At 56.7% G+C, this 23,511-nt stretch carries 25 protein-coding genes, 2 tRNA genes and 1 other annotated feature; of the genes, 13 read left to right on the plus strand and 14 right to left on the minus strand.

The window, feature by feature from the left end; genetic code table 11:
• The first annotated feature begins 118 nt into the window (after positions 1–118).
• Positions 119–1,567, plus strand: coding sequence for an AMP nucleosidase (locus ACW14G_RS13105; RefSeq protein ID WP_167575499.1), 1,449 nt, complete (start codon positions 119–121; stop codon positions 1,565–1,567).
• 90 nt (positions 1,568–1,657) lie between these two features.
• Here ACW14G_RS13105 and ACW14G_RS13110 read toward each other — a convergent pair.
• The 3 genes from ACW14G_RS13110 to ACW14G_RS13120 form a co-directional block, all read right to left on the minus strand.
• A tRNA-Asn gene (locus ACW14G_RS13110) sits at positions 1,658–1,733 on the minus strand.
• A 140-nt stretch (positions 1,734–1,873) separates the two neighbouring features.
• Complete coding sequence (locus ACW14G_RS13115; RefSeq protein ID WP_167575498.1) at positions 1,874–3,340, minus strand: EmmdR/YeeO family multidrug/toxin efflux MATE transporter; 1,467 nt, start codon at positions 3,338–3,340, stop codon at positions 1,874–1,876.
• Entirely contained in the window at positions 3,316–3,495 is a 180-nt protein-coding gene (locus ACW14G_RS13120) for a DUF5951 family protein (protein ID WP_223802931.1), read from the minus strand. The genes ACW14G_RS13115 and ACW14G_RS13120 overlap by 25 nt, the downstream gene beginning before the upstream one ends.
• A gap of 6 nt (positions 3,496–3,501) precedes the next feature.
• Between ACW14G_RS13120 and ACW14G_RS13125 the strand changes: the two genes are divergently transcribed.
• Positions 3,502–3,577 (plus strand) — tRNA-Asn (locus ACW14G_RS13125).
• Positions 3,578–3,622: 45 nt separating this feature from the next.
• Here ACW14G_RS13125 and ACW14G_RS13130 read toward each other — a convergent pair.
• Complete coding sequence (locus ACW14G_RS13130; RefSeq protein WP_167575497.1) at positions 3,623–4,141, minus strand: hypothetical protein; 519 nt, start codon at positions 4,139–4,141, stop codon at positions 3,623–3,625.
• A 124-nt stretch (positions 4,142–4,265) separates the two neighbouring features.
• On the opposite strand from ACW14G_RS13130, the gene ACW14G_RS13135 reads away from it, so the two are divergent.
• On the plus strand, positions 4,266–5,156 hold the full coding sequence (locus tag ACW14G_RS13135) for a LysR substrate-binding domain-containing protein (protein ID WP_167575496.1): 891 nt from the start codon (positions 4,266–4,268) through the stop codon (positions 5,154–5,156).
• Between the two features lie 4 nt (positions 5,157–5,160).
• Here the strand turns inward: ACW14G_RS13135 and cobT are convergent, their stop codons facing one another.
• The 6 genes from cobT to dacD all read right to left on the minus strand — a co-directional run bounded on the left by cobT (position 5,161) and on the right by dacD (position 10,587).
• Positions 5,161–6,213, minus strand: coding sequence for a nicotinate-nucleotide--dimethylbenzimidazole phosphoribosyltransferase (gene cobT, locus ACW14G_RS13140; RefSeq protein ID WP_419057633.1), 1,053 nt, complete (start codon positions 6,211–6,213; stop codon positions 5,161–5,163).
• A gap of 30 nt (positions 6,214–6,243) precedes the next feature.
• Positions 6,244–6,984: an adenosylcobinamide-GDP ribazoletransferase gene (cobS, locus tag ACW14G_RS13145; protein ID WP_064544398.1), complete on the minus strand. Its 741-nt coding sequence runs from the start codon at positions 6,982–6,984 to the stop codon at positions 6,244–6,246.
• Positions 6,981–7,526 carry a bifunctional adenosylcobinamide kinase/adenosylcobinamide-phosphate guanylyltransferase gene (gene cobU / locus ACW14G_RS13150; RefSeq protein WP_163448886.1) on the minus strand — a complete coding sequence of 182 codons (546 nt, stop codon included), beginning with the start codon at positions 7,524–7,526 and terminating at the stop codon, positions 6,981–6,983. Before cobU ends, cobS begins: the two co-directional genes overlap by 4 nt.
• Positions 7,527–7,723: 197 nt before the next feature.
• The gene (locus ACW14G_RS13155) at positions 7,724–8,044 is read right to left on the minus strand and encodes a DUF496 family protein (protein ID WP_035894853.1); all 321 of its coding nucleotides are present in this window, start codon (positions 8,042–8,044) and stop codon (positions 7,724–7,726) included.
• Positions 8,045–8,245: 201 nt separating this feature from the next.
• Entirely contained in the window at positions 8,246–9,304 is a 1,059-nt protein-coding gene (locus tag ACW14G_RS13160) for an FUSC family protein (RefSeq protein WP_064544396.1), read from the minus strand.
• Between the two features lie 116 nt (positions 9,305–9,420).
• Positions 9,421–10,587, minus strand: coding sequence for a serine-type D-Ala-D-Ala carboxypeptidase DacD (gene dacD, locus ACW14G_RS13165; protein ID WP_163448878.1), 1,167 nt, complete (start codon positions 10,585–10,587; stop codon positions 9,421–9,423).
• 214 nt (positions 10,588–10,801) lie between these two features.
• On the opposite strand from dacD, the gene sbcB reads away from it, so the two are divergent.
• A complete protein-coding gene (gene sbcB, locus ACW14G_RS13170; protein ID WP_223804208.1) occupies positions 10,802–12,226 on the plus strand; it encodes an exodeoxyribonuclease I in 1,425 nt (474 codons plus the stop codon).
• A 53-nt stretch (positions 12,227–12,279) separates the two neighbouring features.
• Here the strand turns inward: sbcB and tsuB are convergent, their stop codons facing one another.
• The 4 genes from tsuB to ACW14G_RS13190 all read right to left on the minus strand — a co-directional run bounded on the left by tsuB (position 12,280) and on the right by ACW14G_RS13190 (position 16,290).
• Complete coding sequence (gene tsuB / locus ACW14G_RS13175) at positions 12,280–12,504, minus strand: thiosulfate utilization sulfurtransferase TsuB/YeeD (protein WP_001575873.1); 225 nt, start codon at positions 12,502–12,504, stop codon at positions 12,280–12,282.
• 12 nt (positions 12,505–12,516) lie between these two features.
• A complete protein-coding gene (tsuA, locus tag ACW14G_RS13180) occupies positions 12,517–13,572 on the minus strand; it encodes a thiosulfate utilization transporter TsuA/YeeE (protein ID WP_163448879.1) in 1,056 nt (351 codons plus the stop codon).
• Positions 13,573–13,762: 190 nt separating this feature from the next.
• Positions 13,763–15,121 (minus strand): putrescine/proton symporter PlaP, encoded by a 1,359-nt coding sequence (gene plaP / locus ACW14G_RS13185; protein WP_001575875.1) that lies wholly within the window; start codon positions 15,119–15,121, stop codon positions 13,763–13,765.
• Positions 15,122–15,468: 347 nt separating this feature from the next.
• Positions 15,469–16,290 (minus strand): SDR family oxidoreductase, encoded by an 822-nt coding sequence (locus ACW14G_RS13190; protein WP_115203819.1) that lies wholly within the window; start codon positions 16,288–16,290, stop codon positions 15,469–15,471.
• A 178-nt stretch (positions 16,291–16,468) separates the two neighbouring features.
• Here ACW14G_RS13190 and hisL point away from each other — a divergent pair, with 178 nt between their 5' ends.
• The 9 genes from hisL to hisIE form a co-directional block, all read left to right on the plus strand.
• Entirely contained in the window at positions 16,469–16,519 is a 51-nt protein-coding gene (gene hisL / locus ACW14G_RS13195; RefSeq protein WP_071594744.1) for a his operon leader peptide, read from the plus strand.
• Positions 16,495–16,616 (plus strand) — a sequence feature (His leader region). (Overlaps the previous gene by 25 nt.)
• Before the next feature lie 34 nt (positions 16,617–16,650).
• Complete coding sequence (hisG, locus tag ACW14G_RS13200; RefSeq protein WP_001575878.1) at positions 16,651–17,550, plus strand: ATP phosphoribosyltransferase; 900 nt, start codon at positions 16,651–16,653, stop codon at positions 17,548–17,550.
• A gap of 5 nt (positions 17,551–17,555) precedes the next feature.
• Positions 17,556–18,860, plus strand: a complete 1,305-nt coding sequence (gene hisD, locus ACW14G_RS13205) for a histidinol dehydrogenase (RefSeq protein WP_163448880.1) — start codon at positions 17,556–17,558, stop codon at positions 18,858–18,860.
• Positions 18,857–19,918, plus strand: a complete 1,062-nt coding sequence (gene hisC / locus ACW14G_RS13210; RefSeq protein WP_163448881.1) for a histidinol-phosphate transaminase — start codon at positions 18,857–18,859, stop codon at positions 19,916–19,918. Before hisD ends, hisC begins: the two co-directional genes overlap by 4 nt.
• On the plus strand, positions 19,915–20,982 hold the full coding sequence (gene hisB, locus ACW14G_RS13215) for a bifunctional histidinol-phosphatase/imidazoleglycerol-phosphate dehydratase HisB (RefSeq protein ID WP_163448882.1): 1,068 nt from the start codon (positions 19,915–19,917) through the stop codon (positions 20,980–20,982). The genes hisC and hisB overlap by 4 nt, the downstream gene beginning before the upstream one ends.
• Positions 20,982–21,572, plus strand: coding sequence for an imidazole glycerol phosphate synthase subunit HisH (gene hisH, locus ACW14G_RS13220; RefSeq protein WP_001575883.1), 591 nt, complete (start codon positions 20,982–20,984; stop codon positions 21,570–21,572). Before hisB ends, hisH begins: the two co-directional genes overlap by 1 nt.
• Positions 21,572–22,309 carry a 1-(5-phosphoribosyl)-5-[(5-phosphoribosylamino)methylideneamino]imidazole-4-carboxamide isomerase gene (hisA, locus tag ACW14G_RS13225; protein WP_032281131.1) on the plus strand — a complete coding sequence of 246 codons (738 nt, stop codon included), beginning with the start codon at positions 21,572–21,574 and terminating at the stop codon, positions 22,307–22,309. The genes hisH and hisA overlap by 1 nt, the downstream gene beginning before the upstream one ends.
• Positions 22,291–23,067 carry an imidazole glycerol phosphate synthase subunit HisF gene (gene hisF / locus ACW14G_RS13230; protein ID WP_001575887.1) on the plus strand — a complete coding sequence of 259 codons (777 nt, stop codon included), beginning with the start codon at positions 22,291–22,293 and terminating at the stop codon, positions 23,065–23,067. Before hisA ends, hisF begins: the two co-directional genes overlap by 19 nt.
• Positions 23,061–23,511, plus strand: a 451-nt coding sequence (gene hisIE / locus ACW14G_RS13235; RefSeq protein ID WP_455648617.1) for a bifunctional phosphoribosyl-AMP cyclohydrolase/phosphoribosyl-ATP diphosphatase HisIE, incomplete at its 3' end; no start/stop codon positions are given. The genes hisF and hisIE, both read left to right, overlap by 7 nt.

Raw genomic sequence — 23,511 nt, forward strand, 5'->3', positions numbered from 1 at the left:
ACGAAGAATATGGTTAAAGGTTAATCAGTTGTTATATGGGAACCGGCTAGCGCTTTTGTTTCATCATCCGCTGACATACTATCGGGAAAAGCTGCAGACCTGACACAAGGAGCGAACGATGAGTAATACGGGCGTGAGTCTGACCCCTGAGCAGGCGCTGGATCAACTCCAGGCGCTGTACGATCAATCGGTAAATGCATTACGTGACGCCATCCGTCTGTTTATTGACGATCGCTCACTGCCCAGCGCCGAAGCGCGGGCCAACGGATTATTTGTCTACCCACAGCTCTCGGTCTCCTGGAGCGGCTGCGCGCACAAGGCGCAGAAAACCCGCGCGTTTGGCCGCTTTACCCACTCCGGCTGCTACACCACCACCATCACCCACCCAACGCTATTTCGCAGCTATCTGCTGGAACAACTGTCGCTGCTGCATGAGGATTACGATGCGCATATTGAAGTTAGCCTGTCGCAGCACGAGATCCCTTATCCTTACGTGATAGACGGTCTCAATCTCGATCGCTCAATGAGCGCCGATCTCACCCGTTTTTTCCCGACAACCGAGCTGTCGCAGATTGGTGATGAAACGGCGGATGGCTTAACCCATGCCACCGAGTTCTATCCGTTGTCGCATTTTGATGCCCGCCGCGTCGACTTTTCGCTGGCCCGTCTGCGTCACTACACCGGTACGCCGGTCGAACACTTCCAGCCGTTTGTGCTGTTCACCAACTACACCCGCTACGTCGATGAGTTCGTGCGCTGGGGTTGCAGCCAGATCCTCGATCCTGACAGCCCGTACGTATCGCTTTCCTGCGCGGGCGGGATCTGGATCACCGCCGATACTGAAGCCCCGGAAGAAGCGATTTCCGATCTGGCATGGAAGAAGCACCAAATGCCCGCCTGGCATTTGCTCACTAAAGATGGTCAGGGAATTACGTTGATTAATATCGGCGTCGGCCCATCCAATGCCAAAAATATCTGCGATCACCTGGCGGTATTACGCCCGGATGTGTGGCTGATGATTGGTCACTGCGGCGGCCTGCGTGAAAGTCAGTCGATTGGCGACTATGTGCTGGCGCACGCCTATCTGCGCGATGACCACGTGCTCAACGCGGTGCTGCCGCCGGATATTCCAATTCCGAGCATCGCCGAGGTGCAGCGTGCACTGTACGACGCCACCAAGCAGGTTAGCGGTATGCCGGGAGAAGAAGTCAAACAGCGGTTGCGTACCGGCACGGTAGTCACCACCGACGACCGTAACTGGGAGCTGCGTTATTCGGCTTCCGCACTGCGCTTTAACCTGAGCCGCGCGGTAGCCATTGATATGGAAAGTGCGACCATTGCCGCGCAGGGGTATCGCTTCCGCGTCCCCTACGGCACGTTGCTGTGCGTGTCGGACAAGCCGCTGCACGGAGAGATAAAACTGCCCGGTCAGGCCAACCGCTTCTATGAAGGCGCGATTTCCGAGCACCTGCAGATTGGCATTCGGGCCATCGACCTTCTGCGTGCTGAAGGCGACCGCCTGCACTCACGTAAGTTACGCACCTTCAACGAACCGCCGTTCCGTTAACCCCTTTCCTCGGCTCGCCACGGCGATGTCGAGGAAGTGGCTGAACGCAGAAAAGCAAAAAGCCTGCTCGAAAGCAGGCTTTTCTAAATTTGGCTCCTCTGACTGGACTCGAACCAGTGACATACGGATTAACAGTCCGCCGTTCTACCGACTGAACTACAGAGGAATCGTGTGAACGAGGCGCATATTATCGGGGTACCCCGTGGTTGTCAAAGCCTGATTTGCAGAAAATAAATCGTTTGCTGATTTAATCTGCAATCAGGCTGAAAACTGACGATTTTTGCCGATTTTACCCGCAACTCGCCGTTATGCGGCATCTTCTTTTTTGGCTGGCGCATATTTCCACGCCCAGCGCCCGGTCACCAGACGGCGATAGAAAAGCGCGGCACGCGCTGCCCAGTCGAGGAACATCCCCATCCAGACGCCAACCACTCCCCAGCCGAGCAGGATACCCAGCACGTAACCGACCACCACGCGGCAGCCCCACATGCTCAGCATGGAAACCCACATGGCGAAGCGCACATCGCGCGCCCCTTTAAAGCCCGCCGGCAGCACCCAGGAAGCCGCCCAGATGGGCATAAAGGCAGCGTTCATCCACAGCAGGATTTTCACCACCTCTTTGACATCCTCTTCATGGGTATAAAACGACGCAAACAGCCCGGCAAACGGCGCCGTCCCCCACGCAATCACGGTAAGTACAATGGTCGACATCCAGAAGACGTGACGCAGTTGCCGTTCGGCCTGCGCGAGCTGACCGGTGCCAAGCCGTTTACCGGTAATAATGGTCGATGCCGATCCCAGCGCGTTACCAGGCAGGTTTATCAGCGCCGCCACCGAGAAGGCAATAAAATTACCGGCAATGACATCAGTCCCCATCCCGGCGACAAACATCTGGGTCAACAGTTTGCCGCCGTTAAACAGCACCGATTCGACGCTGGCCGGGATCCCAATCCCCATCACTTCCCAGATAATCGCGAAATTCAGTGGTTTAAAGTAGCTTTTAAGCGGAATGCGCAGGGCCGGATTGAAACCCACCATCAGCACAATGATGATCATCACCGCGCCGATGTAGCGCGAAATGGTCAACCCGAGCCCCGCCCCGGCAAAGCCAAGGCCGTCCCAGCCAAATGCGCCGTAAATCAGCACGCTACTAATCATAATATTGAGGATATTCATCCCGCCGTTAATCATCAGCGGAATCTTCGTATTCCCGGCGCCACGCAGCGCACCGCTGCCAATCAGCGCAATCGCGGCGGCGGGATAGCTCAGAACGGTCAACTCGAGATAGGTCAACGCCAGCGCCTTCACTTCTGGCGTCGCGTCGCCGGCAACGATATTAATAATCCCGGCGCCAAAATAGTGAATGACCGCCGCCAGAATCGCCGCAAACAGGGTCATGATCACCAGCGACTGTCGCGCCGCCGCACGTGCCTTGCGGCGATCCCGCTTGCCGAGACTAAACGCCACCACCACCGTTGTCCCAAGGTCAATGGCGGCGAAGAACGCCATAATCACCATATTGAAGCTATCGGCGAGACCGACACCTGCCATAGCCTCTTTTCCCAGCCAACTGACGAGGAAGGTACTCAGCACGCCCATCAGCAGAACGCAGGTATTTTCCAGAAAAATGGGTACAGCAAGGGGGGTGATTTCACGCCAGAAGAGAACTCGATAACTTTTGCGTTTTTTATACCAGGGCGTGCGCGAGACGGCCTGGCGAAGCACGGCGGTGACGTTCAAAATGGACCTTAGTTCTGAAAGTTGAAACTCCATTTCAAATGATGAGGGAGAATCACCGATCCTGCAAAACATTTTTCCTTAATTTTTGTCTGGAATGACGACAAATTGTTGATGGAATAGGCAACTGCACCACAAAGCGATAATTGGCGTTTGACAAAAGTTTTTTCGCCGCTAAGATACGACTCCACAACGATTCCTCTGTAGTTCAGTCGGTAGAACGGCGGACTGTTAATCCGTATGTCACTGGTTCGAGTCCAGTCAGAGGAGCCACATTTTAAAATCCCGCTTAAGGAAACTTAAGCGGGATTTTTGCTTTTAACGCCTTTCCTGTTCCGCAATTCGAACCAGCAATGCGCCAAGCAAGGCGAGATCGACAGGCAACGCAAGCGCAAAGACGTACCCCATCAAGCCTGGTGCTGCGCAAGCCTGAATCAGTAAGGCTGCCGCCAGCGCCACGGCGCAACTCATCATCGTGCCCATCCGTTTCTCGACAGCGTGCTGACCGTGGGCCAGCCCCAGCCCTACGCCAGCGATGAGAATGCCGGGCAACAGTGCCATCCCCGGATGCGCATTCAACGTGGTCAGCAATACCAACAGCCAGCCCATCGCGGCCAGTAGAAAGCCGTGACGCGCGATCCCCCGCTGACGCGCCAGCACAACGCCCAGAGCAGCACTTGCCACCAAAGCGGTCAACAGGATCACGCTGATGCCCACACCAACAATCGTCGCCATTTTCAGCAACAAGCCACCCGCAGCGATCCCGGAACCTAGCGCAATGGCGCGTAGCGCACCCGCTTCGCCCGGCAACGTAGCGTTATGTATCTCTGTACTCATTTTCGACTCCCGACATCATCATGAGAATAATTCATTTCTCGCTTTACATGCCGGGTAGCCTACGCCCTGTATAATGGCTTAAACAAACGCATAGTTTTCAGCTATAGATGAGAAAAACTCAGGTATGAAAAAAATACGCCTCCCGCCGCTTGGCGCGCTGCGGGCGTTTCACGCAGTCGCCGAAAGCCAGAGTTTTAAACGGGCTGCCGACACGCTGGGTGTGAGCGCTACGGCAGTCAGCCATCAAATCAAACTTCTGGAGTCAGTGCTTGGGTGCCGGGTCTGCGAGCGCAGCGCGCAGGGCATGAGTCTGACGGAAAGTGGCCGAGTGCTTTATGCAGGCACTCAGCGCGCCTTTGCCGCACTCGAAGAGGCCACAACACAGGTACTTCGCGCTCAGCAGCCGCCCTCGCTGACGGTCACCACCACGTCCAATTTTTTAACCCACTGGCTGGTGCCCAGGCTGGCCGACTTTAAAGCGGAATTCCCGGCCATAGACCTGCGTCTGCACACCAGCGTCGAGCGCGTCGATCTCAGCCAGCGAACCGTAGACGTGGCAATTCGCTACCGCGAGACGCCGGAAGCGGCGCTGCACTGCACGCTGCTGTATACCGATCGCTTTATCGTCGTCGCCAGCCCGACGCTGAAGATATGCAAACCCGAGGATTTGCAGGCGGTGACCTTATTCCATGTAGAGAATCGCCGCGTTCCAGCCGCGGAACCGAGTTGGGAAAACTGGCAAAAGCGCTATGGACCTGAAGGATTAAACATTCAGACTGGATTAACCTTTAGCGATGAAACGCATGCGCTACAGGCCGCGGTCGCGGGCCAGGGCGTGGTGATTGCCAGCGAACTGCTGGCGCGGGATCTGCTGGAACGCGGAGTGCTCACCGCACCGTTCAACATGACGTTGCCCGGCGCGAACTACTATCTGGTCGCAACCGAAGAAACCGCGCAGCGCCAGGATATTTTGGCGCTGCGAGAATGGCTGCTGCGACAGATGATAACCAAATAACCCGTTATACCGGCAGGACGATGTTGCTACCCGCCAGCGTCCCCATACGGTTATACATGGCGCAGGCCGACTCGACGATATGCATCGCCATCGCCGCGCCGCTGCCCTCGCCCAGGCGCATCTCCATGTGCAGATACGGCTCAAGCTCGAGATGCGCGAGCGCGATACGCGCCCCCTTCTCTGCGGAGAAATGGGAAGGAATCAGATACGGTTTCACCCCCGGCGCTATCCGGCAGGCGGCCAGCGCCGACGCATAGGACAAGAAACCATCCAGCACCACCGGCAGGCCACAGGACGCGGCGCCGAGCATCACGCCGGTCATCCCGAGCAGATCATAACCGCCCACTTTCGTCAGCACATCAAGACCATCTTCGGCGTTAGGCTGGTTCACAGCGATAGCGCGGCGAACAACCTCAACTTTATGCCCCAGCTGCGTCTGCGGCAGGTTTGCCCCTACGCCAACCACCGCTTCCGGCTCGCTGTCGGTGAGCACGCTCACCATCGCCGCCGCTGGGGTGGTATTTGCCATGCCCAACTCGCCCACGCCAAACAGCGTCACGCCCTGCTCCGCCAGTTGACGCGTATAGCGAATAGTTGCCATCAGAACCGACTGCGCTTGCTCTGCGCTCATCGCCGGCCCCTGCGCAATATTGCCGCTGCTGCGCGCGACCTTCATATCAATCAGGCCGGGAATCGGATCGGCATCAATACCGACATCTATCACGTGCACGTCGGCACCGGCCTGGGCGGCCATCACACAGACGCCGGTGTTATGGCGAGTCATATTTGCCGCCTGGATTGCCGTGACAATCTGCGGCGAAACCGCGACCCCTTCATGCCAGACCCCGTGGTCGGCGCACATTACGAGGATGGCTTTCTTCGCCACCTGCGGCGTACCGTGCAGCCCCGGCATACCGGCCAACTGCACCGCCAGCGTCTCCAGCCGCCCGAGGCTACCGGTGGGTTTCAGCAGCCCATCAATATGTTGCTGTGCTTGTGCCATCGCGGCGTTATCGACGTCAGGAATCGCCGCTAATAATGAAGCCAGTGTTTGCATATTTTATTATTTACCCCGTTAAACGCTGGCTTACAGTAGCGCCAGCAAGAAAATCACTTCGCCTAGCTCGATGGCCGCGCCCAGCGTATCGCCGGTTTGTCCACCGAGCGTGCGTTTCAGCAACAGGCCTAAAATAAAGACGCCAATAAACGCCACCAGCAACGCACGCAGGCCATGCATACCCAGCATGGCGGTAACCAGCGCGCCGCCGATAACCAGCGTAACCCAGGTCTGGCGGAAGCTGATTTTGCCGATAAACAGATTGCCCAGCCCCTCTTCCCGCGCATAGCGGTGGCGGTACATCATCAGCACCGACCCCGCGCGCCCGGCAATACAGGCGCCGGCAATGGCGGCGAGCATCGGCGTATCGCGTAGTGCCAGTTCGCTGACGGCCAGCACTTTCGCCAGCAGGACGAAGATCAGCGCCAGGCCGCCGTGCGTGCCCAGACGGCTGTCGCGCATAATTTCCAGCATCTTTTCACGGCGGCGAGCAGAGAAAATACCGTCGCAGGTATCCGCCAGCCCATCCAGATGGAAGCCCCCGGTCAGCAACGCCAGCGCCAGTACCGCAAAGAACGCCGCCAGCGGGATCCCGCACCAGGCCTGAACGATGATAAATACCAGGCCGCTCAGCGCCCCGAGCAGCAAGCCAATAAACGGAAAGGTGATCACGCCGCTGACGTAGCGGTCTAAATCCAGCCCCTGCGACCAGCGCTGCGGCACCGGCAGACGGCTCATAAACGAAAGGGTGGCGAAAAACAGTCGGCTCATTTTATTTTGACTCCAATCCCTGATACCACCAGCCAGACGTCATCCGCCGCCTGCGCCAGCTTTTGGTTCACACGCCCGGCAATATCGCGAAAATGCCGGGCCAGACGATTCTCGGGCACGATGCCCATCCCCACTTCGTTGGTCACCAGCACCACCGGTGACGGGCAGGCTTGACAAGACGCTATCAGCGCATCGATTTCAGCGTTAACTTCGCGTTCCAGCGCGTCGAAGTCCCATCGCTCAATCTCGTCCGGGTTGCCCGAGGCAAAGAGAATATTGGTCACCAGCGTCGTGATGCATTCCAGTAAGATGGCTTCGCTGGGATCGTTGTGGGGGGTAATGATGTCGGCAAGATGTTGCCAGCGTTCTTCGGTGCGCCAGTGCGCGGGGCGGCTGTCCCGATGATGTTGAATGCGCTCGGCCATCTCGGCGTCGAAAACTTGCGAGGTCGCGATATAGCAAACCCGGGAGTACTGGCTGAGTAACGATTCAGCGTGGCGGCTCTTGCCGCTGCGCGCGCCGCCGGTCACCAGCATCATGATTGCGCTTCCTGATGTTGCTGCATTGTTAGCGAGTTCCTTTGATATCAATATGTTCCCACATAACTGTGGCTAATATATCAAACACAGAGCTTTATACTCCGCATTGCTCGCGATGTCACTGAGGTTGTGGCGGTGGGATTAGGGGGAAGGAAAAACAATGGCCAGGTGACGGCAGCACCGTCACCCGCGAAGGACGGTTACTCGCCTTTCTGCTCGCCCATCACTTTCAGTTTCTTAGAGATGTCGCGGCGTTCTTTGGACAGTTCAGCATTTTTGATGATGTAGTCATCAACGCGATCTTCGTAGTCGCCTTTCATGCTGGCAATAATGCCCTGAATAGCTTCAACGCTCATGCCCGGTTTGATGTAGTCGCTGAGGTTGTCCAGCAGCAGGACACGCTTCTGGTTGTCACGGATCTTTTTCTCAACGTCCTGGATTTCGCGCTGCAGTTTGTTCTTACGACGGAACAAACGTACAAACTCCAGTACGTCCTGAAACGAAGGTTTCGTGGTTTCCATTTTTATACCCCTGATAGTTGAGAGTCGGATTCGTTAAAACAACGGCTACACGATAAGGTACACATTACTGATATCCCCTTCAACCAGTATGACTTCGCGTATCACCGTTGCGGCAAACAATCATTTTTGCTTTGAGTTCATCATAACCCTAAATCCAGCTGAATCGAAACAACCAGACGAAAAACCCTGCGCATCTGCCTTTTATTTACGCAATGCGCGGCACATCAGACTGGAGAGGAGCTCCAGTTGCCGCGCCAGTTCCATACTCAGCCAGACGTAACCATGAATCGGCGTTTCCGAAAGGTTATCGCCCTTGTAGTCATTCACCAGTTGGCGCAGTTCGGCGACAATATCGTTGAGCTTCTCGCTGTTGGCCTTAATAGGCCGCGGATTACCTTCGTACAGCGCGTGGGCGATGGAGAGCAGCGTTTGCTGCGTCATGGTCTGAGTTTCACGCAGCGTCTGGGCGTTGAGCATCAGCAGATGGCTCGGGCGGGTCGCCCAGTGGGCGTTAATTTGCAGCTCCAGCATACACACCAGATTGCGGCTCACGGTCTGAATGGCCTCAAAGATGCCTTTGTGAATATGCGTCTCTTTGCTGGCCGGGGTGATCAGACCGCGCATTTTCACCACGTCGTTAAGCACCGTTTGCAGGTGTTTTTCCAGCCTCGGCCGCTCAATCAGGTTAGGCGACAGGCCTGCCTGGTAGATGCGGTTAAACTGGGTGACGAAAGTCGCCATCTGGATACGCCAGTGGATAAACGCCCGCTGCGGCCAGATACCGGTAAACAGCATCGCCAGCAGACAGCCGAAAATCACGTCGCCGCTTCGCCACAGCGCGGTGGTCATATCCCCCGGCGGCGCGCCGACCACCACCCCCAACGTGATGCCAATCAACAGCGCCTGATACGGTTTCTTACCCAACGCCAGCCAGCCGCAGAGGAACATCGCCGCCGCGCACCAGATGATCATCAGCGGCAGTGAGATAAGCTCCAGCTTGAGGGCGACCAGGCCCAGCGCGGAGCCAAGCACCGTACCGCCAATCCGCTGGAAGGCGCGTGGAACCACGTTGCCCCAGAACGAAATCGGCCCCATAACCACCACCAGCGTGATCAACGGCCAGGAGCCGTCAGGAATGCCAAGCAGGCGGACGATAAGAAACGTCAGGACAAAAGCCAGCGCAATGCGTGCGCCGTGCACGGTACGATAGTGTCGATATAAGCGTATTTCAAACGGGCTGAGTGACTTATCCGGACGCACACCCACTCTCCACAAAAAACGAAAGGGCAAATTGTACCTGCTCCGTCAGGCAACGACCACCGGGAGCGCAAAAACGCCCCTGAAAAGGGGCGCTAATCGATTAAATAGAGTTTACATCAGGCTTTGTGATGCAGGTAATCGCTTAAGCGCGAGAACAGCCCACCTTTGCCAACGCTCTCCAGCGTCACCAGCGGCCACTGCGCCACCACTTTATCGCGGTCGAGCAGTTGGATTTCCCCCACCCGCTGATGAGCAGCCAGCGGCGCTTCCAGCTCTTTTTTATCCAGCACGTATTTGGCTTTAATATTCGGCACTTCGGCTTTCGGCAGCGCTAACCAGAAATCCTGATCGGTACCGAGAGCAATCTTCTCTTTATCGCCATACCAGATACGCTCGGTCCCGACCTTTTTACCGTTTTGCAGAACCTGCACGGTATCAAAGTTTTGCTGGCCCCAGCGCAGCAGCGTGCGTGCCTGGTCTTCACGACCTTTCGGGCTGTCGGCGCCCATCACGACGGCAATCAGACGACGCTGACCATCCACCGATGACGCGATCAGGTTAAACCCGGCACCGGAAGTATGCCCGGTTTTCAGGCCGTCGATGTGCATGGTTTTTTCCCACAGCAGGCCGTTACGGTTCTGTTGGGTGATACCGTTCCACGTCAGGCTCTTCTCGCTGTACATATGATAGAACTCTGGTTCGCCGTGAATAATCGCGCGCGAAAGCACTGCCAGATCGTAAGCCGAGCTGTGCTGGCCCGGTGCATCAAGGCCATGGACGGTTTCAAAATGCGTGTCGCGTAGATTCAGCTTCTGCACGTAGTCATTCATCATTTTGACAAACTGCGGTTGGCCGCCGGCCACGTAGTCCGCCAGCGCCACACAGGCGTCATTGCCGGAATCCACTATCAGGCCACGGCTCAGATCGCGAACCGAAACGCGGTCGCCCGCTTTCAGGAACATGAGCGACGAACCATTAAACACCGGGTTAGCCGCCGCCCAGGCATCGCGCCCGACGGTGACGATGTCGTCCGGCGTGATGCGATGGCTATCAATAGCCCGATCCACCACGTAGCCGGTCATGAGCTTAGTCAGACTGGCTGGATTACGCTGCTGATGTTCATTACCTGCGGTTAAAATCTGCCCGGTTGTATAATCCATAAGTACCCACGAACCTGCTTTAATCGCGGGCGGGGTGACAGCAGGCATTGCGATATTGTCGGCAAATGCACACGAAACGCTCGAAGCGAGCAAAGAAACGGCAACAAGAAAACGGGCTTTCAACGGAACATCCTCAACTTTTACAAATTCGCCGTCCTTTTTACGGAAGTTTGTGCCTCATGACAGGGCTAAATTGCAAGAAAATATGACATATCTCTATTTTCACACAAAAAAATCCCCTGCGTGACGGATTCCAGAAACGGTTCTGGCGCTTCTGATGCCAGGCTAAATCGTTTACCATGGACATTCAATGCCATACACGGACACAGTTAACGCCATGCAAGAGACCTCCAGCGCGCCGGGATTCCTGTTTCACGACTATGAAACGTTCGGAACCAGCCCTTCCCTCGACAGACCCGCGCAGTTCGCCGCAATTCGCACCGATAAAGACTTCAATATTATCGGCGAGCCAGAGGTCTTTTACTGCAAACCGGCGGACGACTACCTGCCGCAACCGGAAGCGGTGTTAATTACCGGCATCACCCCGCAGGAAGCGCGCGCTAAGGGCGAAAACGAAGCCGCATTTGCCAAACGTATTCACGATATTTTCACGGTGCCGGAAACCTGCGTGGTGGGCTACAACAACGTCCGCTTCGATGATGAAGTGACGCGCAATATTTTCTACCGTAACTTTTATGATCCTTACGCCTGGAGCTGGCAAAACCGCAATTCGCGCTGGGACCTGCTTGACGTGATGCGCGCCTGCTATGCCCTGCGCCCGGACGGCATCAACTGGCCGGAAAACGACGACGGCCTGCCGAGCTTTCGCCTCGAACATTTAACCAAAGCCAACGGAATTGAACACAGTAACGCCCATGATGCGATGGCCGACGTTTACGCGACCATCGCCATGGCGAAGCTGGTGAAGGCCCAGCAGCCGAAGCTTTTTGATTATCTGTATGCCTACCGGGGCAAAAACAAGCTGATGACGCTGATTGACGTCCCGCAGATGAAGCCACTGGTGCATGTCTCGGGAATGTTTGGCGCCTGGCGCGGAAACACCAGCTGGATTGCGCCGCTAGCCTGGCATCCGGATAACCGCAATGCGGTGATCATGGTCGACCTGGCGGGCGACATTGCCCCGCTGCTCGAGCTGGACGCCGATACGCTGCGCGAGCGTCTGTATACGCCGAAGGCCGAGCTCGGCGACACCTCGCCGGTGCCGATTAAGCTGGTGCATCTGAATAAGTGCCCGGTGCTGGCACAGGCCAATACCCTACGGCCAGAAGACGCCGACCGTCTGGGCATCAACCGTCAGCACTGTCTGGATAACCTGAAGCAGTTGCGCGATAACCCGCAGGTGCGCGAGAAGGTGGTGGCGATATTTGCTGAAGCCGAGCCGTTTGTCGCATCGGACAACGTCGACGCCCAGCTTTATAACGGTTTCTTTAGCGACGCCGACCGCGCGGCGATGAAAATCGTGCTGGAGACCGAGCCGCGCAATCTGCCGGCGCTGGACATTACCTTCGCCGACCCGCGTATTGAGAAGCTGCTGTTTAACTTCCGCGCGCGCAATTTCCCCGGCACGCTGGATGAAAACGAGCAACAGCGCTGGCTGGAACACCGTCGGCAGATCTTCACCCCGGAATTTTTACAGGCCTACGCCCAGCAACTGGAGATGTTGTACGGTCAGTATGAGGGGAATAACGAGAAGCTATCGCTTCTGAAGGCGCTGTATCAGTACGTGCAGGAGATTGTTTAACTCAACGCAGCGACGCCGGAAAATCTTCCCGGCGTCGCTTGATGCCTGGGGCATTATTTCTGTACGGTGATGGTCCACGCCGCATCGCCAGACTGCTGATAGTCCGTGACCGTAAAGCCCTCTTCCGCCGCCCACTGCGGGATGGCTTCCGTCGCCTGAGTACAGTCGAACTCAATCACCAGCTGGTCGCCGCTGGCCAGTTCCGCCATCGCCGCCTTCGCTTCAATTAACGGGAACGGGCAAACCTGCGTGACTACGTCCAGTTTCTTCACAACCATTTTTTCTACTCCTTAAGCCGTTGCGGTTTTCAGTTTTGCTTTCCGCTGCGGGCGAACATACAACATCCACGACGCGCACCACACGCCGAGAATCATAAATACCAGGCCAATCCAGCCCTGCCAGGTCATCATCGCCGTCATCACCAAACCGTTGCCGATCGAGCAGCCGCCGGCAATGCTGGCACCGAAGCCCATCAGCACGCCGCCACCCGCGCTACGCAGCGTGGTGCTGGCATCGGCAGCGCGGACGCGGAATTCACGGCTGGCTTTCGCGGCGATAAACGAGCCAATAAAGATCCCCAGCACCAGGAAGACGCCCCAGTTGAGGTACTTGCTGTCACCCCCCACCAGGAACTGCAGGATATTGGCGGTCGGCGAGGTAATACCAAGGCCAAACATACGTCCGGTGGCCTCACTCAGCGGCCAGGCCAGCAGGGCGATAAGGCCAATCAGCACCGCGGTTACAAACGGGTGCCAGCGCTTTTCAAACAGCAGATGGGCCAGGCCAGTGCGGCGCGGCGGCAAAGAGGCAATCTTGAGCTTTGGTTTGCGCAGCTCTTTGCGCACAAACCACAGCGTCACCACCACCAGCAGCGCAATAATCGGCCAGACGGAGATATTCAGGGTTTCGGCAATGCCGTTGTGGGCTGTCGTGTGTTGACCGAGGAATTGGTTGAGCCCAGCCGCGTGCGGTGAACGCATGATCGCGCTCATCACCATATAGGTGACCAGTGCAATCCAACTGCCAATCAGCCCTTCCCCGGCACGATACCAGGTGCCGGTGGCGCAGCCTCCCGCATAAACGATACCGATACCAAAAACAAATCCGCCCACCACGGTGCCTAGCCACGGGAACGCGCCTGCATCGTACTGCACCAGGCCAAGCTGGATCAGCGCGAACACGCCGATACTCTGGATACAGATAGCAATCAGCAGTGCGTAAAACATGCGGTTATTTTTGGTGATATACATATCGCGAAAGCCGCCCGTCAGGCAGAAACGGCCGCGCTGCATAACGAATCCCAGTAAAGCCCCGCAAATCATGCCACTTATTATCATGTGCAACATAAGAATCAATTAACTCAATATTATCAGTCTTAAAATTATTCCTGACCCCGCCGGACGGCTCCAATAACCAAAAGCTCTATATTATTCCCGACGGTTATTAATATTGATTTTTTAATCACCCCACAAACTTAAGACAAAAAAAACCGGAGGCCCAGACCTCCGGTTTTGCAACCATCGTTTTTAAATTCAGTTATGCAACATCTTCGTACTGCGGAACCGGGTTGCGGAAGCTTTTGGTCACACAGGCCAGGTAGATCAGACCGATACCGGCCCAGATCAGGCCCAGAACCATAGAGCTCTCTTCCAGGTTCACCCACAGTGCGCCAACGGTCAGCGCGCCGCAGATTGGCAGGAACAGGTACTGGAAGTGATCTTTCAGCGTCTTATTACGCTTCTCACGGATCCAGAACTGAGAGATAACGGACAGGTTCACGAAGGTGAACGCCACCAGCGCACCAAAGTTAATCAGCGCCGTTGCCATCACCAGGTCGAAGTTAATCGCCAGCAGCGCAATCGCGCCAACCAGGATGATGTTCATCGCCGGGGTACGCCAGGTTGGATGCACATAGCCGAAGAAGCTTTTCGGGAACACGCCATCACGACCCATCACGTACATCAGACGCGCCACACCCGCATGCGCCGCCATACCGGAAGCCAGCACGGTAATGGTGGAGAAGATCAGCGCGCCAACCTGGAAGGCTTTACCCGCCACGTACAGCATGATTTCAGGCTGTGAGGCGTCCGGATCTTTGAAGCGAGAGATATCCGGGAAGTAGAGCTGCAGGAAATAGGTGGAGAAGATAAAGATCAGGCCACCAATCAGCGCCGTCAGGAAGATAGCACGCGGAATCACACGCTCAGCGTCTTTGGTTTCTTCGGACAGGTTGCTGATACCGTCAAAGCCGGTAAAGGAGAAGCACAGAATCGTGGCCCCGGTAATCATAGGGATCACGTGCGCATCACCCGACCAGAACGGACGGTTGCTTGCCAGCGTACCGGCACCTTCGCCGTGCGCCACGCCATAAATCACCATACCCAGGATCACGGCAATCAGTACCACCTGGAACACCACGATCACGGTGTTAAAGTTGGCGACAGATTTGATGCTGCGCAGGTTAAAGGCGGTCATAAAGGCAACCAGTGCAATCACGAATACCCATGACGGTATCGACGGCACCAGCGCTTCGAAATAGATTTTTGCCAGCAGAATGTTGATCATCGGCGCGAACAGATAATCGAGCAGCGAAGACCAACCCACCATAAAGCCAACGGTCGGGCTGATGGATTTCTGGGCATAAGTGTAGGCAGAGCCCGCCGAAGGATAACGGCGCACCAGCTTACCGTAGCTCAGCGCGGTGAACAGAATCGCCACCAGAGCGAAGGCATAAGCTGTTGGCACGTGACCATCGGTCATGCCAGATACGATACCGAACGTATCAAACAGCGTCATCGGCTGCATATAGGCCAAGCCCATCATAACAACCGGAATAAGCGTAAGCGTTTTACGTAATTCCACGCGAGAGGTGTTTGGAGTAACGTTATGCGACACGGTCAGTCTCCATTACGGCGATGGCCGGCGCAAAATTGAAAAATTGCCCCATTTTTTTTCTGTTTCCTCAGCGACAACGACTGTCGTTTTTTAAGTAAGTATCTATCCGGTACGAAGCCCGGCCTCTTTAATTTGATGGTTGTTTTGATGTAAAAAAAATAACCGACGCGGCAAGCACGTCGGTTAATCTCAATTTTTTACATTCGACATATTTTGCCCCAAACGGTAGCAAAAAGACAAGCCGCTGAGAGCATAATCAGCACGCCTTCTCGTCTAAACGACTGATAATTCAGCAACTCCCGAATCATAAATCTCATCAATAGCACTATTTGCTAAAACAGAGGCGATTATTCCATCGGCATACGTAACGGGTCAGGATACTGATACTCAAAGCCGAGCTCGCGGCAAATGAGATTACCGTCGATGATTTTGCCTTTTCCATTACCGCTGTCGCTAAAGCTCGGAACCGCTAACCCCAGCTCGCGCGCCATTTGCGGATAGAAAATACCGCGGGCGGGATGCAACGGCGCACAAATGTTATAAATGTGTCCACCCTTCGGCGCCTGTAATAAAAGCGTAATAGCAGAAACAACATCTTCCAGATGGACGAGATTCACGCCGTGCTGACCATCCGGCGCGGATTTACCTGCGAAGAAACGTCCCGGATGCCGATCCGGCCCCACCAGCCCCGCCAGACGCAGAATATCCACCGACGTCCCCGGCAATTGATGAAGCCAGTCTTCCAGCTCTTTTAATACTCTACCGCTAGCGGTAACCGGTTCACGCGGCGTGCTCTCTTTTACCAGCCCTTCTTCTTTACCGTAGACCGAAGTGGAGCTGGTAAAGATAATGCGCGGAATCTGGTGCGCCAGCGCGGAGTCCACAATCTCCTGCACCGCCTGATGATAGAAATCTTCGCCCGGGCCGCTGCGGCGCGCGGGGAGCGTAATGACCAGCGCGTCAACATTCATTAAGGCATCAAGGTCATCAGCCTCACAGACCAGCTGCGGATCGAGCCGCAACGGATAGCTGTCAATCCCGCACATCCGTGCGGCTTCCACGCCATCCTCTGTCGTTTTACTGCCCGTTACCTGCCAGCCGCGCGCCATCAACGACAGCGCCAGCGGCATACCCAGCCACCCTAAACCGACAATTGCCACCTTCTTCATTGCGCTATCTCCTGGTTCATCCTGCACTCCTCTCATAAGGCTACGCCACAGCGAGAAAACTGACAATTTATAGTGGTAACATGAATTGATTTAATGAATGAAAAAAGCGCTTGCGCTCAACGACAAAAGTGGTTTAGGTTAAAAGACATCAAGTGAATAGTCATTCAACGAGAAATTTATGAGCCGCGTTCAATTTAAACACCACCATCATCACCATCATCCTGACTAGTCTTTCAGGCGATGTGTGCTGGGAGACATTCAGATCTTCCAGTGGTGCATGAACGCAAGAGAGCCCCCGGAAGATCATCTTCCGGGGGCTTTTTTTTGAACCAAATTCAGCAGGGTAATGAGGAATACAGAATGTTAGATAACAGCCGTTTACGCATAGCTATTCAGAAATCAGGCCGCCTGAGCGATGATTCACGCGAATTACTGGCCCGTTGTGGTATCAAAATCAATCTCCACACCCAGCGCCTGATCGCGATGGCGGAGAACATGCCGATCGATATCCTGCGCGTTCGCGATGACGATATTCCGGGGCTGATTATGGATGGCGTGGTCGATCTCGGCATTATCGGTGAAAACGTTCTGGAAGAAGAGCTGCTGAGCCGCCGCGCACAAGGCGAAGACCCGCGCTACTTTACCCTGCGTCGTCTGGACTTCGGCGGCTGCCGTCTGTCGCTGGCGACCCCGGCGGATGAAGCCTGGAACGGCCCGGCTGCGCTCGACGGCAAACGTATTGCCACCTCTTACCCGCACCTGCTCAAACGTTATCTCGACCAGAAAGGCATCAGCTTTAAATCCTGCCTGCTGAACGGCTCTGTTGAAGTGGCCCCGCGTGCCGGTCTGGCCGACGCCATCTGCGACCTGGTATCAACCGGCGCGACGCTGGAAGCCAACGGCCTGCGTGAAGTAGAAGTAATGTTCCGCTCTAAAGCCTGCCTGATTCAACGCGACGGCGAGATGAGCGACGCCAAGCAGCAGTTGATTGACCGTCTGTTAACCCGTATTCAGGGCGTGATTCAGGCGCGCGAATCGAAATACATCATGATGCACGCGCCAACCGAACGCCTGGAAGAAGTGATTGCCCTGCTGCCTGGCGCCGAGCGCCCAACCATTCTGCCGCTGGCGGGCGACCAGCAGCGCGTGGCGATGCACATGGTCAGCAGCGAAACCCTGTTCTGGGAAACCATGGAAAAACTGAAGTCCCTGGGTGCCAGCTCGATTCTGGTACTGCCGATTGAGAAGATGATGGAGTAAGCGCCATGAGCTTCAATACCCTGATTGACTGGAACCGCTGTAGCCCCGAAGAACAGCAGGCGCTGTTAATGCGCCCGGCCATTTCCGCTTCCGACAGCATCACCCGTACGGTGGCCGAAATTCTGGAAAACGTTAAAAACAACGGCGATAAAGCGCTGCGTGAATACAGCGCGAAGTTTGATAAAACCGAGGTTGGCGCGCTGCGCGTGACTGAGGAAGAAATTCAGCAGGCCGCAGGCCGTCTGAGCGACGAACTGAAGCAAGCGATGCAGGCTGCGGTGCGCAACATCGATACCTTCCACACCGCGCAGATTCTGCCGCCGGTGGATATCGAAACTCAACCGGGCGTACGCTGCCAGCAGGTCACCCGCCCTATCGCCTCCGTGGGGCTTTATATTCCGGGTGGTTCAGCGCCGCTGTTCTCCACCGTATTAATGCTGGCCACTCCGGCGCGCATCGCCGGCTGTAAAAAAGTGGTGCTGTGCTCGCCGCCGCCGATTGCCGATGAGATTCTGTATGCGGCGCAGCTGTGCGGCGTCAAAGAGGTATTTAACGTCGGCGGCGCACAGGCCATTGCCGCGCTGGCGCTGGGCACCGAGTCTATTCCGAAGGTGGATAAAATCTTCGGGCCAGGCAATGCGTACGTCACCGAAGCGAAACGTCAGGTCAGCCAGCGTCTCGACGGCGCGGCCATCGACATGCCAGCAGGCCCGTCTGAAGTACTGGTCATCGCCGATAGCGGCGCCACGCCGGACTTTGTCGCCTCCGACCTGCTCTCTCAGGCCGAGCACGGCCCGGACTCACAGGTGATTCTGCTGACGCCAGACGCGAAACTTGCCGAAGGTGTGGCCGAGGCCGTTGAACGCCAGCTTGCCGAGCTGTCCCGCGCCGATACCGCGCGTCAGGCCCTCTCTGCCAGCCGCCTGATTGTGGCTAACGATCTGGCGCAGTGCGTGGCGATCTCCAACGCCTACGGCCCGGAACACCTGATTATTCAGACCCGCAACGCGCGTGAACTGGTTGATGAGATCACCAGCGCCGGTTCGGTATTCCTCGGCGACTGGTCGCCGGAATCGGCTGGCGACTACGCCTCCGGTACCAACCACGTGCTGCCGACCTACGGTTACACATCCACCTGTTCCAGCCTGGGACTGGCGGATTTCCAGAAACGGATGACCGTTCAGGAATTATCCCGTGACGGATTCTCGGCCATTGCCGCCACCATTGAAACGCTGGCCGCCGCCGAGCGGCTGACCGCCCACAAAAATGCCGTTACCCTGCGCGTGAACGCCCTGAAGGAGCAAGCATGAGCATTGAACAGTTAGCCCGCGACAACGTTCGCGCCCTGACCCCGTATCAGTCGGCGCGCCGCCTTGGCGGTAAAGGCGACGTCTGGCTGAACGCCAACGAATATCCGACGGCGGTGCCGTTCGAACTCAGCCAGCAGACCCTGAACCGCTACCCGGAATGCCAGCCCAAAGCGGTGATTGAAAACTACGCTGCCTATGCGGGCGTCAAGCCGGAGCAGGTGCTGGTTAGCCGCGGCGCGGATGAAGGCATTGAACTGCTGGTACGCGCGTTTTGCGAACCGGGCCGCGATGCGGTGCTGTTCTGCCCGCCGACCTACGGCATGTACAGCGTCAGCGCTGAGACCATCGGCGTCGAATGCCGCACCGTGCCGACCAAAGCCGACTGGCAGCTGGATCTGCCGGCGATTGCTGACAGTCTGGCCAACGTGAAAGTGGTTTACGTATGCAGCCCGAACAACCCAACCGGGCAGATTATCAACCCGCAGGATTTCCGTACGCTGCTGGAGATGACCCGTGACAAAGCGCTGGTTGTCGCCGATGAGGCCTATATTGAGTTCTGCCCGCAGGCCACGCTGGCCGGCTGGCTGGCCGAGTACCCGCATCTGGTAATTCTGCGCACGCTGTCCAAAGCCTTTGCGCTAGCGGGGCTGCGCTGCGGCTTTACGCTGGCAAATGAAGAGGTGATCGCGCTATTAATGAAGGTGATTGCGCCGTACCCGCTCTCGACCCCGGTTGCCGATATTGCGGCCCAGGCGCTTAGCGCGCAAGGAATCGTCGCCATGCGCGAACGCGTCGCGCAAATCCTCAATGAACGTCAGTACCTGGTGGATGCGCTGCGCACCATCGACTGCGTCGAGCAGGTATTTGATTCCGAGACCAACTACGTACTGGCTCGTATTAAAGCCTCAAGCAGCGTATTTAAATCTTTATGGGATCAAGGCATTATCTTACGTGACCAGAATAAACAACCTTCTTTAAGCGGCTGTTTGCGCATCACTATCGGCACTCGTGCAGAGAGTCAGCGCGTGATTGACGCTTTGAAAGCGGAGACCGTATGACCCAGAAGTTTCTCTTTATCGATCGCGATGGCACCCTGATTTCCGAACCGCCGAGCGACTATCAGGTAGACCGTTTCGATAAACTGGCCTTCGAGCCGGACGCCATTCCCGAACTGCTGAAGCTGCAAAAAGCGGGCTATAAGCTGGTGATGATCACCAACCAGGACGGGCTGGGCACCGACAGCTTCCCGCAGGCGGATTTCGACGGCCCGCACAACCTGATGATGCAGGTCTTTACCTCGCAGGGCGTGGTGTTTGACGATGTGCTCATTTGCCCGCACCTGCCCGCCGACAACTGCGAATGCCGCAAGCCGAAAACGCAGATGGTCACCGCCTGGCTGGCAGACGGCGTGATGGACGCTGCCAACAGCTACGTGATTGGCGACCGCGCCACCGACGTCGAACTGGCCAACAATATGGGCATTACCGGCCTGCGCTACAACCGCGAAACGCTAAGCTGGGCGGCGATTGGCGAGCAGTTGACCCGCCGCGACCGCTACGCCCACATTGAGCGCAACACCCGCGAAACGCAGATTGATGTCGAAGTGTGGCTGGACCGCGAAGGCGGCAGCAAAATTAACACCGGCGTTGGTTTCTTCGACCACATGCTGGACCAGATCGCCACCCACGGCGGTTTCCGTATGAACATTACCGTGAAAGGCGACCTCTATATTGACGATCACCACACGGTGGAAGATACCGGCCTGGCGCTGGGCGAAGCGCTGAAAGTTGCGCTGGGCGATAAGCGCGGCATTAACCGTTTCGGCTTCGTGCTGCCGATGGACGAATGCCTGGCCCGCTGTGCGCTGGATATTTCCGGCCGTCCGCACCTCGAGTACAAAGCCGAGTTTACCTATCAGCGCGTAGGCGACCTGAGCACCGAGATGATCGAGCACTTCTTCCGCTCGCTCTCGTATGCCATGGGCGTCACCCTGCACCTGAAAACCAAAGGCAAAAACGATCACCACCGTGTGGAGAGCCTGTTTAAAGTCTTTGGCCGCACGCTGCGCCAGGCGATCCGCGTGGACGGCAATGCCCTTCCCTCCTCAAAAGGAGTGCTGTGATGAATGTGGTTGTCCTTGATACCGGCTGCGCCAACCTCAATTCGGTGAAAGCGGCGATCGCCCGTCACGGCTACGAGCCGGTGGTCAGCCGTGACCCGGATGTGGTGCTGCGCGCTGACAAACTGTTTCTGCCGGGCGTGGGCACCGCGCAGGCGGCGATGGATCAGATTCACGAACGCGATCTGGTCGAGCTGATTAAAGCCTGCACCCAGCCGGTGCTGGGCATCTGCCTCGGCATGCAGCTGCTGGGACGCCGCAGTGAAGAAACAAACGGCGTCGACCTGCTGGGGATTATTGACCAGGACGTGCCGAAAATGACCGACCACGGCTTGCCGCTGCCACACATGGGCTGGAACCGCGTTTATCCAAAGGCGGGCGACCGTCTGTTCCGCGGCATTGAGGACGGCGCGTATTTTTACTTCGTTCACAGCTACGCGATGCCGGTCAATGAATACACCATCGCGCAATGCCACTACGGTGAAGCGTTTACCGCCGCAGTACAGAAAGATAACTTTTACGGCGTGCAGTTTCACCCCGAACGCTCCGGCGCGGCGGGCGCACAGCTGCTGAAAAACTTCCTGGAGATGTAATGATCATTCCGGCTTTAGATTTGATTAACGGCACCGTGGTACGCCTGCATCAGGGTGATTACGGACAGCAGCGCGACTACGGCACCGATCCGCTTCCCCGTTTACAGGACTACGCGGCTCAGGGTGCCGAAGTGCTGCACCTGGTAGATTTAACCGGCGCGAAAGACCCGGCACAGCGCCAGATTCCGCTGCTGAAAACCCTGGTCGCCGGCGTGAACGTGCCGGTACAGGTTGGCGGCGGCGTGCGCACCGAAGATGACGTCGCGGCACTGCTGGACGCGGGTGTGGCGCGCGTGGTGGTCGGCTCAACGGCGGTGAAATCGCCGGAAGTGGTGAAAGGCTGGTTCCAGCGCTTTGGCGCTGAGCATCTGGTGCTAGCGCTGGACGTGCGCATCGATGATAACGGCGCCAAACAGGTGGCGGTGAGCGGCTGGCAGGAGAATTCCGGCGTCACGCTGGAAGAGCTGGTTGAAACCTATCTGCCCGTGGGGCTTCAGCACGTGCTGTGCACCGATATTTCCCGCGACGGCACGCTGGCAGGTTCCAACGTTTCGCTGTATGAAGAGGTCTGCGCCCGCTATCCGCAGGTGGCGTTCCAGTCCTCCGGCGGCATTGGCGATCTTAACGATATCGCCGCCCTACGCGGCACCGGCGTGCGCGGCGTGATTGTCGGCCGCGCGCTGCTGGAAGGTAAATTCAACGTAACGGAGGCCATCCAATGCTGGCAAAACGGATAATTCCTTGTCTTGATGTGCGCGATGGTCAGGTTGTTAAGGGCGTTCAGTTCCGCAATCACGAGATCATCGGCGACATCGTCCCGCTGGCCAAGCGCTACGCCGATGAAGGCGCGGATGAACTGGTGTTCTACGATATCACCGCCTCCAGCGATGGCCGCGTGGTCGATAAAAGCTGGGTTTCCCGTGTTGCCGAAGTGATTGATATTCCGTTCTGCGTGGCGGGCGGCATTAAGTCCATTGACGATGCGGCGCGCATTCTCTCCTTCGGTGCCGATAAAATTTCCATCAACTCCCCGGCGTTAGCCGACCCGGAGCTGATCACCCGTCTGGCGGACCGCTTCGGCGTGCAGTGCATCGTGGTGGGTATTGATACCTGGTATGACGCTGACACCGGCAAATATCACGTCAATCAATACACCGGCGATGAAAGCCGCACCCGCGTGACCCAATGGGAAACGCTGGACTGGGTGCAGGAAGTGCAGAAACGCGGCGCGGGCGAGATCGTCCTCAATATGATGAACCAGGACGGCGTGCGTAACGGCTACGACCTGGAGCAGTTGAAAAAAGTGCGCGACGTTTGCCGCGTACCGCTGATCGCCTCTGGTGGTGCGGGGACCATGGAACACTTCCTCGAAGCTTTCCGTGATGCCGATGTTGACGGCGCACTGGCAGCCTCGGTATTCCACAAACAGATTATTAATATTGGTGAACTAAAAGCGTACCTGGCAACGCAGGGCGTGGAGATTCGGGTATGTTAACTGAACAACTGGACTGGCAAAAAACCGACGGACTGATGCCCGCCATTATCCAACACGCGGTATCCGGTGAAGTGCTGATGCTGGGCTATATGAACGAGGAAGCGCTGGCCAAAACGCAGGAAACGGGCAAAGTGACCTTTTTCTCGCGCACCAAACAGCGCCTGTGGACCAAGGGTGAAACCTCCGGCCACTTCCTCAACGTGGTGAGCATTGCGCCTGACTGCGACAACGACACTCTGCTGGTGCTGGTTAACCCGATTGGCCCGACTTGCCATAAAGGCACCTCAAGCTGCTTCGGCGATACCAGCCATCAGTGGTTGTTCCTGTATCAGCTTGAGCAGCTGCTGGCCGAGCGTAAAAGCGCCGACCCGGCAAGCTCGTACACCGCTAAGCTGTACGCCAGCGGCACCAAGCGTATCGCGCAGAAAGTGGGCGAAGAAGGCG

The organism is Kluyvera sp. (genome assembly GCF_965301105.1).

Excerpts from the sequence above, each read along its gene's own strand:
- ACW14G_RS13105 (WP_167575499.1), top strand. The coding sequence starts at position 119 with ATGAGTAATACGGGCGTGAGTCTGACCCCTGAGCAGGCGCTGGATCAA.
- ACW14G_RS13115 (WP_167575498.1), bottom strand. The coding sequence starts at position 3,340 with ATGGAGTTTCAACTTTCAGAACTAAGGTCCATTTTGAACGTCACCGCC.
- ACW14G_RS13130 (WP_167575497.1), bottom strand. The coding sequence starts at position 4,141 with ATGAGTACAGAGATACATAACGCTACGTTGCCGGGCGAAGCGGGTGCG.
- ACW14G_RS13135 (WP_167575496.1), top strand. The coding sequence starts at position 4,266 with ATGAAAAAAATACGCCTCCCGCCGCTTGGCGCGCTGCGGGCGTTTCAC.
- cobT (WP_419057633.1), bottom strand. The coding sequence starts at position 6,213 with ATGCAAACACTGGCTTCATTATTAGCGGCGATTCCTGACGTCGATAAC.
- cobS (WP_064544398.1), bottom strand. The coding sequence starts at position 6,984 with ATGAGCCGACTGTTTTTCGCCACCCTTTCGTTTATGAGCCGTCTGCCG.
- ACW14G_RS13155 (WP_035894853.1), bottom strand. The coding sequence starts at position 8,044 with ATGGAAACCACGAAACCTTCGTTTCAGGACGTACTGGAGTTTGTACGT.
- sbcB (WP_223804208.1), top strand. The coding sequence starts at position 10,802 with ATGCAAGAGACCTCCAGCGCGCCGGGATTCCTGTTTCACGACTATGAA.
- tsuB (WP_001575873.1), bottom strand. The coding sequence starts at position 12,504 with ATGGTTGTGAAGAAACTGGACGTAGTCACGCAGGTTTGCCCGTTCCCG.
- tsuA (WP_163448879.1), bottom strand. The coding sequence starts at position 13,572 with ATGTTGCACATGATAATAAGTGGCATGATTTGCGGGGCTTTACTGGGA.
- ACW14G_RS13190 (WP_115203819.1), bottom strand. The coding sequence starts at position 16,290 with ATGAAGAAGGTGGCAATTGTCGGTTTAGGGTGGCTGGGTATGCCGCTG.
- hisG (WP_001575878.1), top strand. The coding sequence starts at position 16,651 with ATGTTAGATAACAGCCGTTTACGCATAGCTATTCAGAAATCAGGCCGC.
- hisD (WP_163448880.1), top strand. The coding sequence starts at position 17,556 with ATGAGCTTCAATACCCTGATTGACTGGAACCGCTGTAGCCCCGAAGAA.
- hisC (WP_163448881.1), top strand. The coding sequence starts at position 18,857 with ATGAGCATTGAACAGTTAGCCCGCGACAACGTTCGCGCCCTGACCCCG.
- hisB (WP_163448882.1), top strand. The coding sequence starts at position 19,915 with ATGACCCAGAAGTTTCTCTTTATCGATCGCGATGGCACCCTGATTTCC.
- hisH (WP_001575883.1), top strand. The coding sequence starts at position 20,982 with ATGAATGTGGTTGTCCTTGATACCGGCTGCGCCAACCTCAATTCGGTG.
- hisA (WP_032281131.1), top strand. The coding sequence starts at position 21,572 with ATGATCATTCCGGCTTTAGATTTGATTAACGGCACCGTGGTACGCCTG.
- hisF (WP_001575887.1), top strand. The coding sequence starts at position 22,291 with ATGCTGGCAAAACGGATAATTCCTTGTCTTGATGTGCGCGATGGTCAG.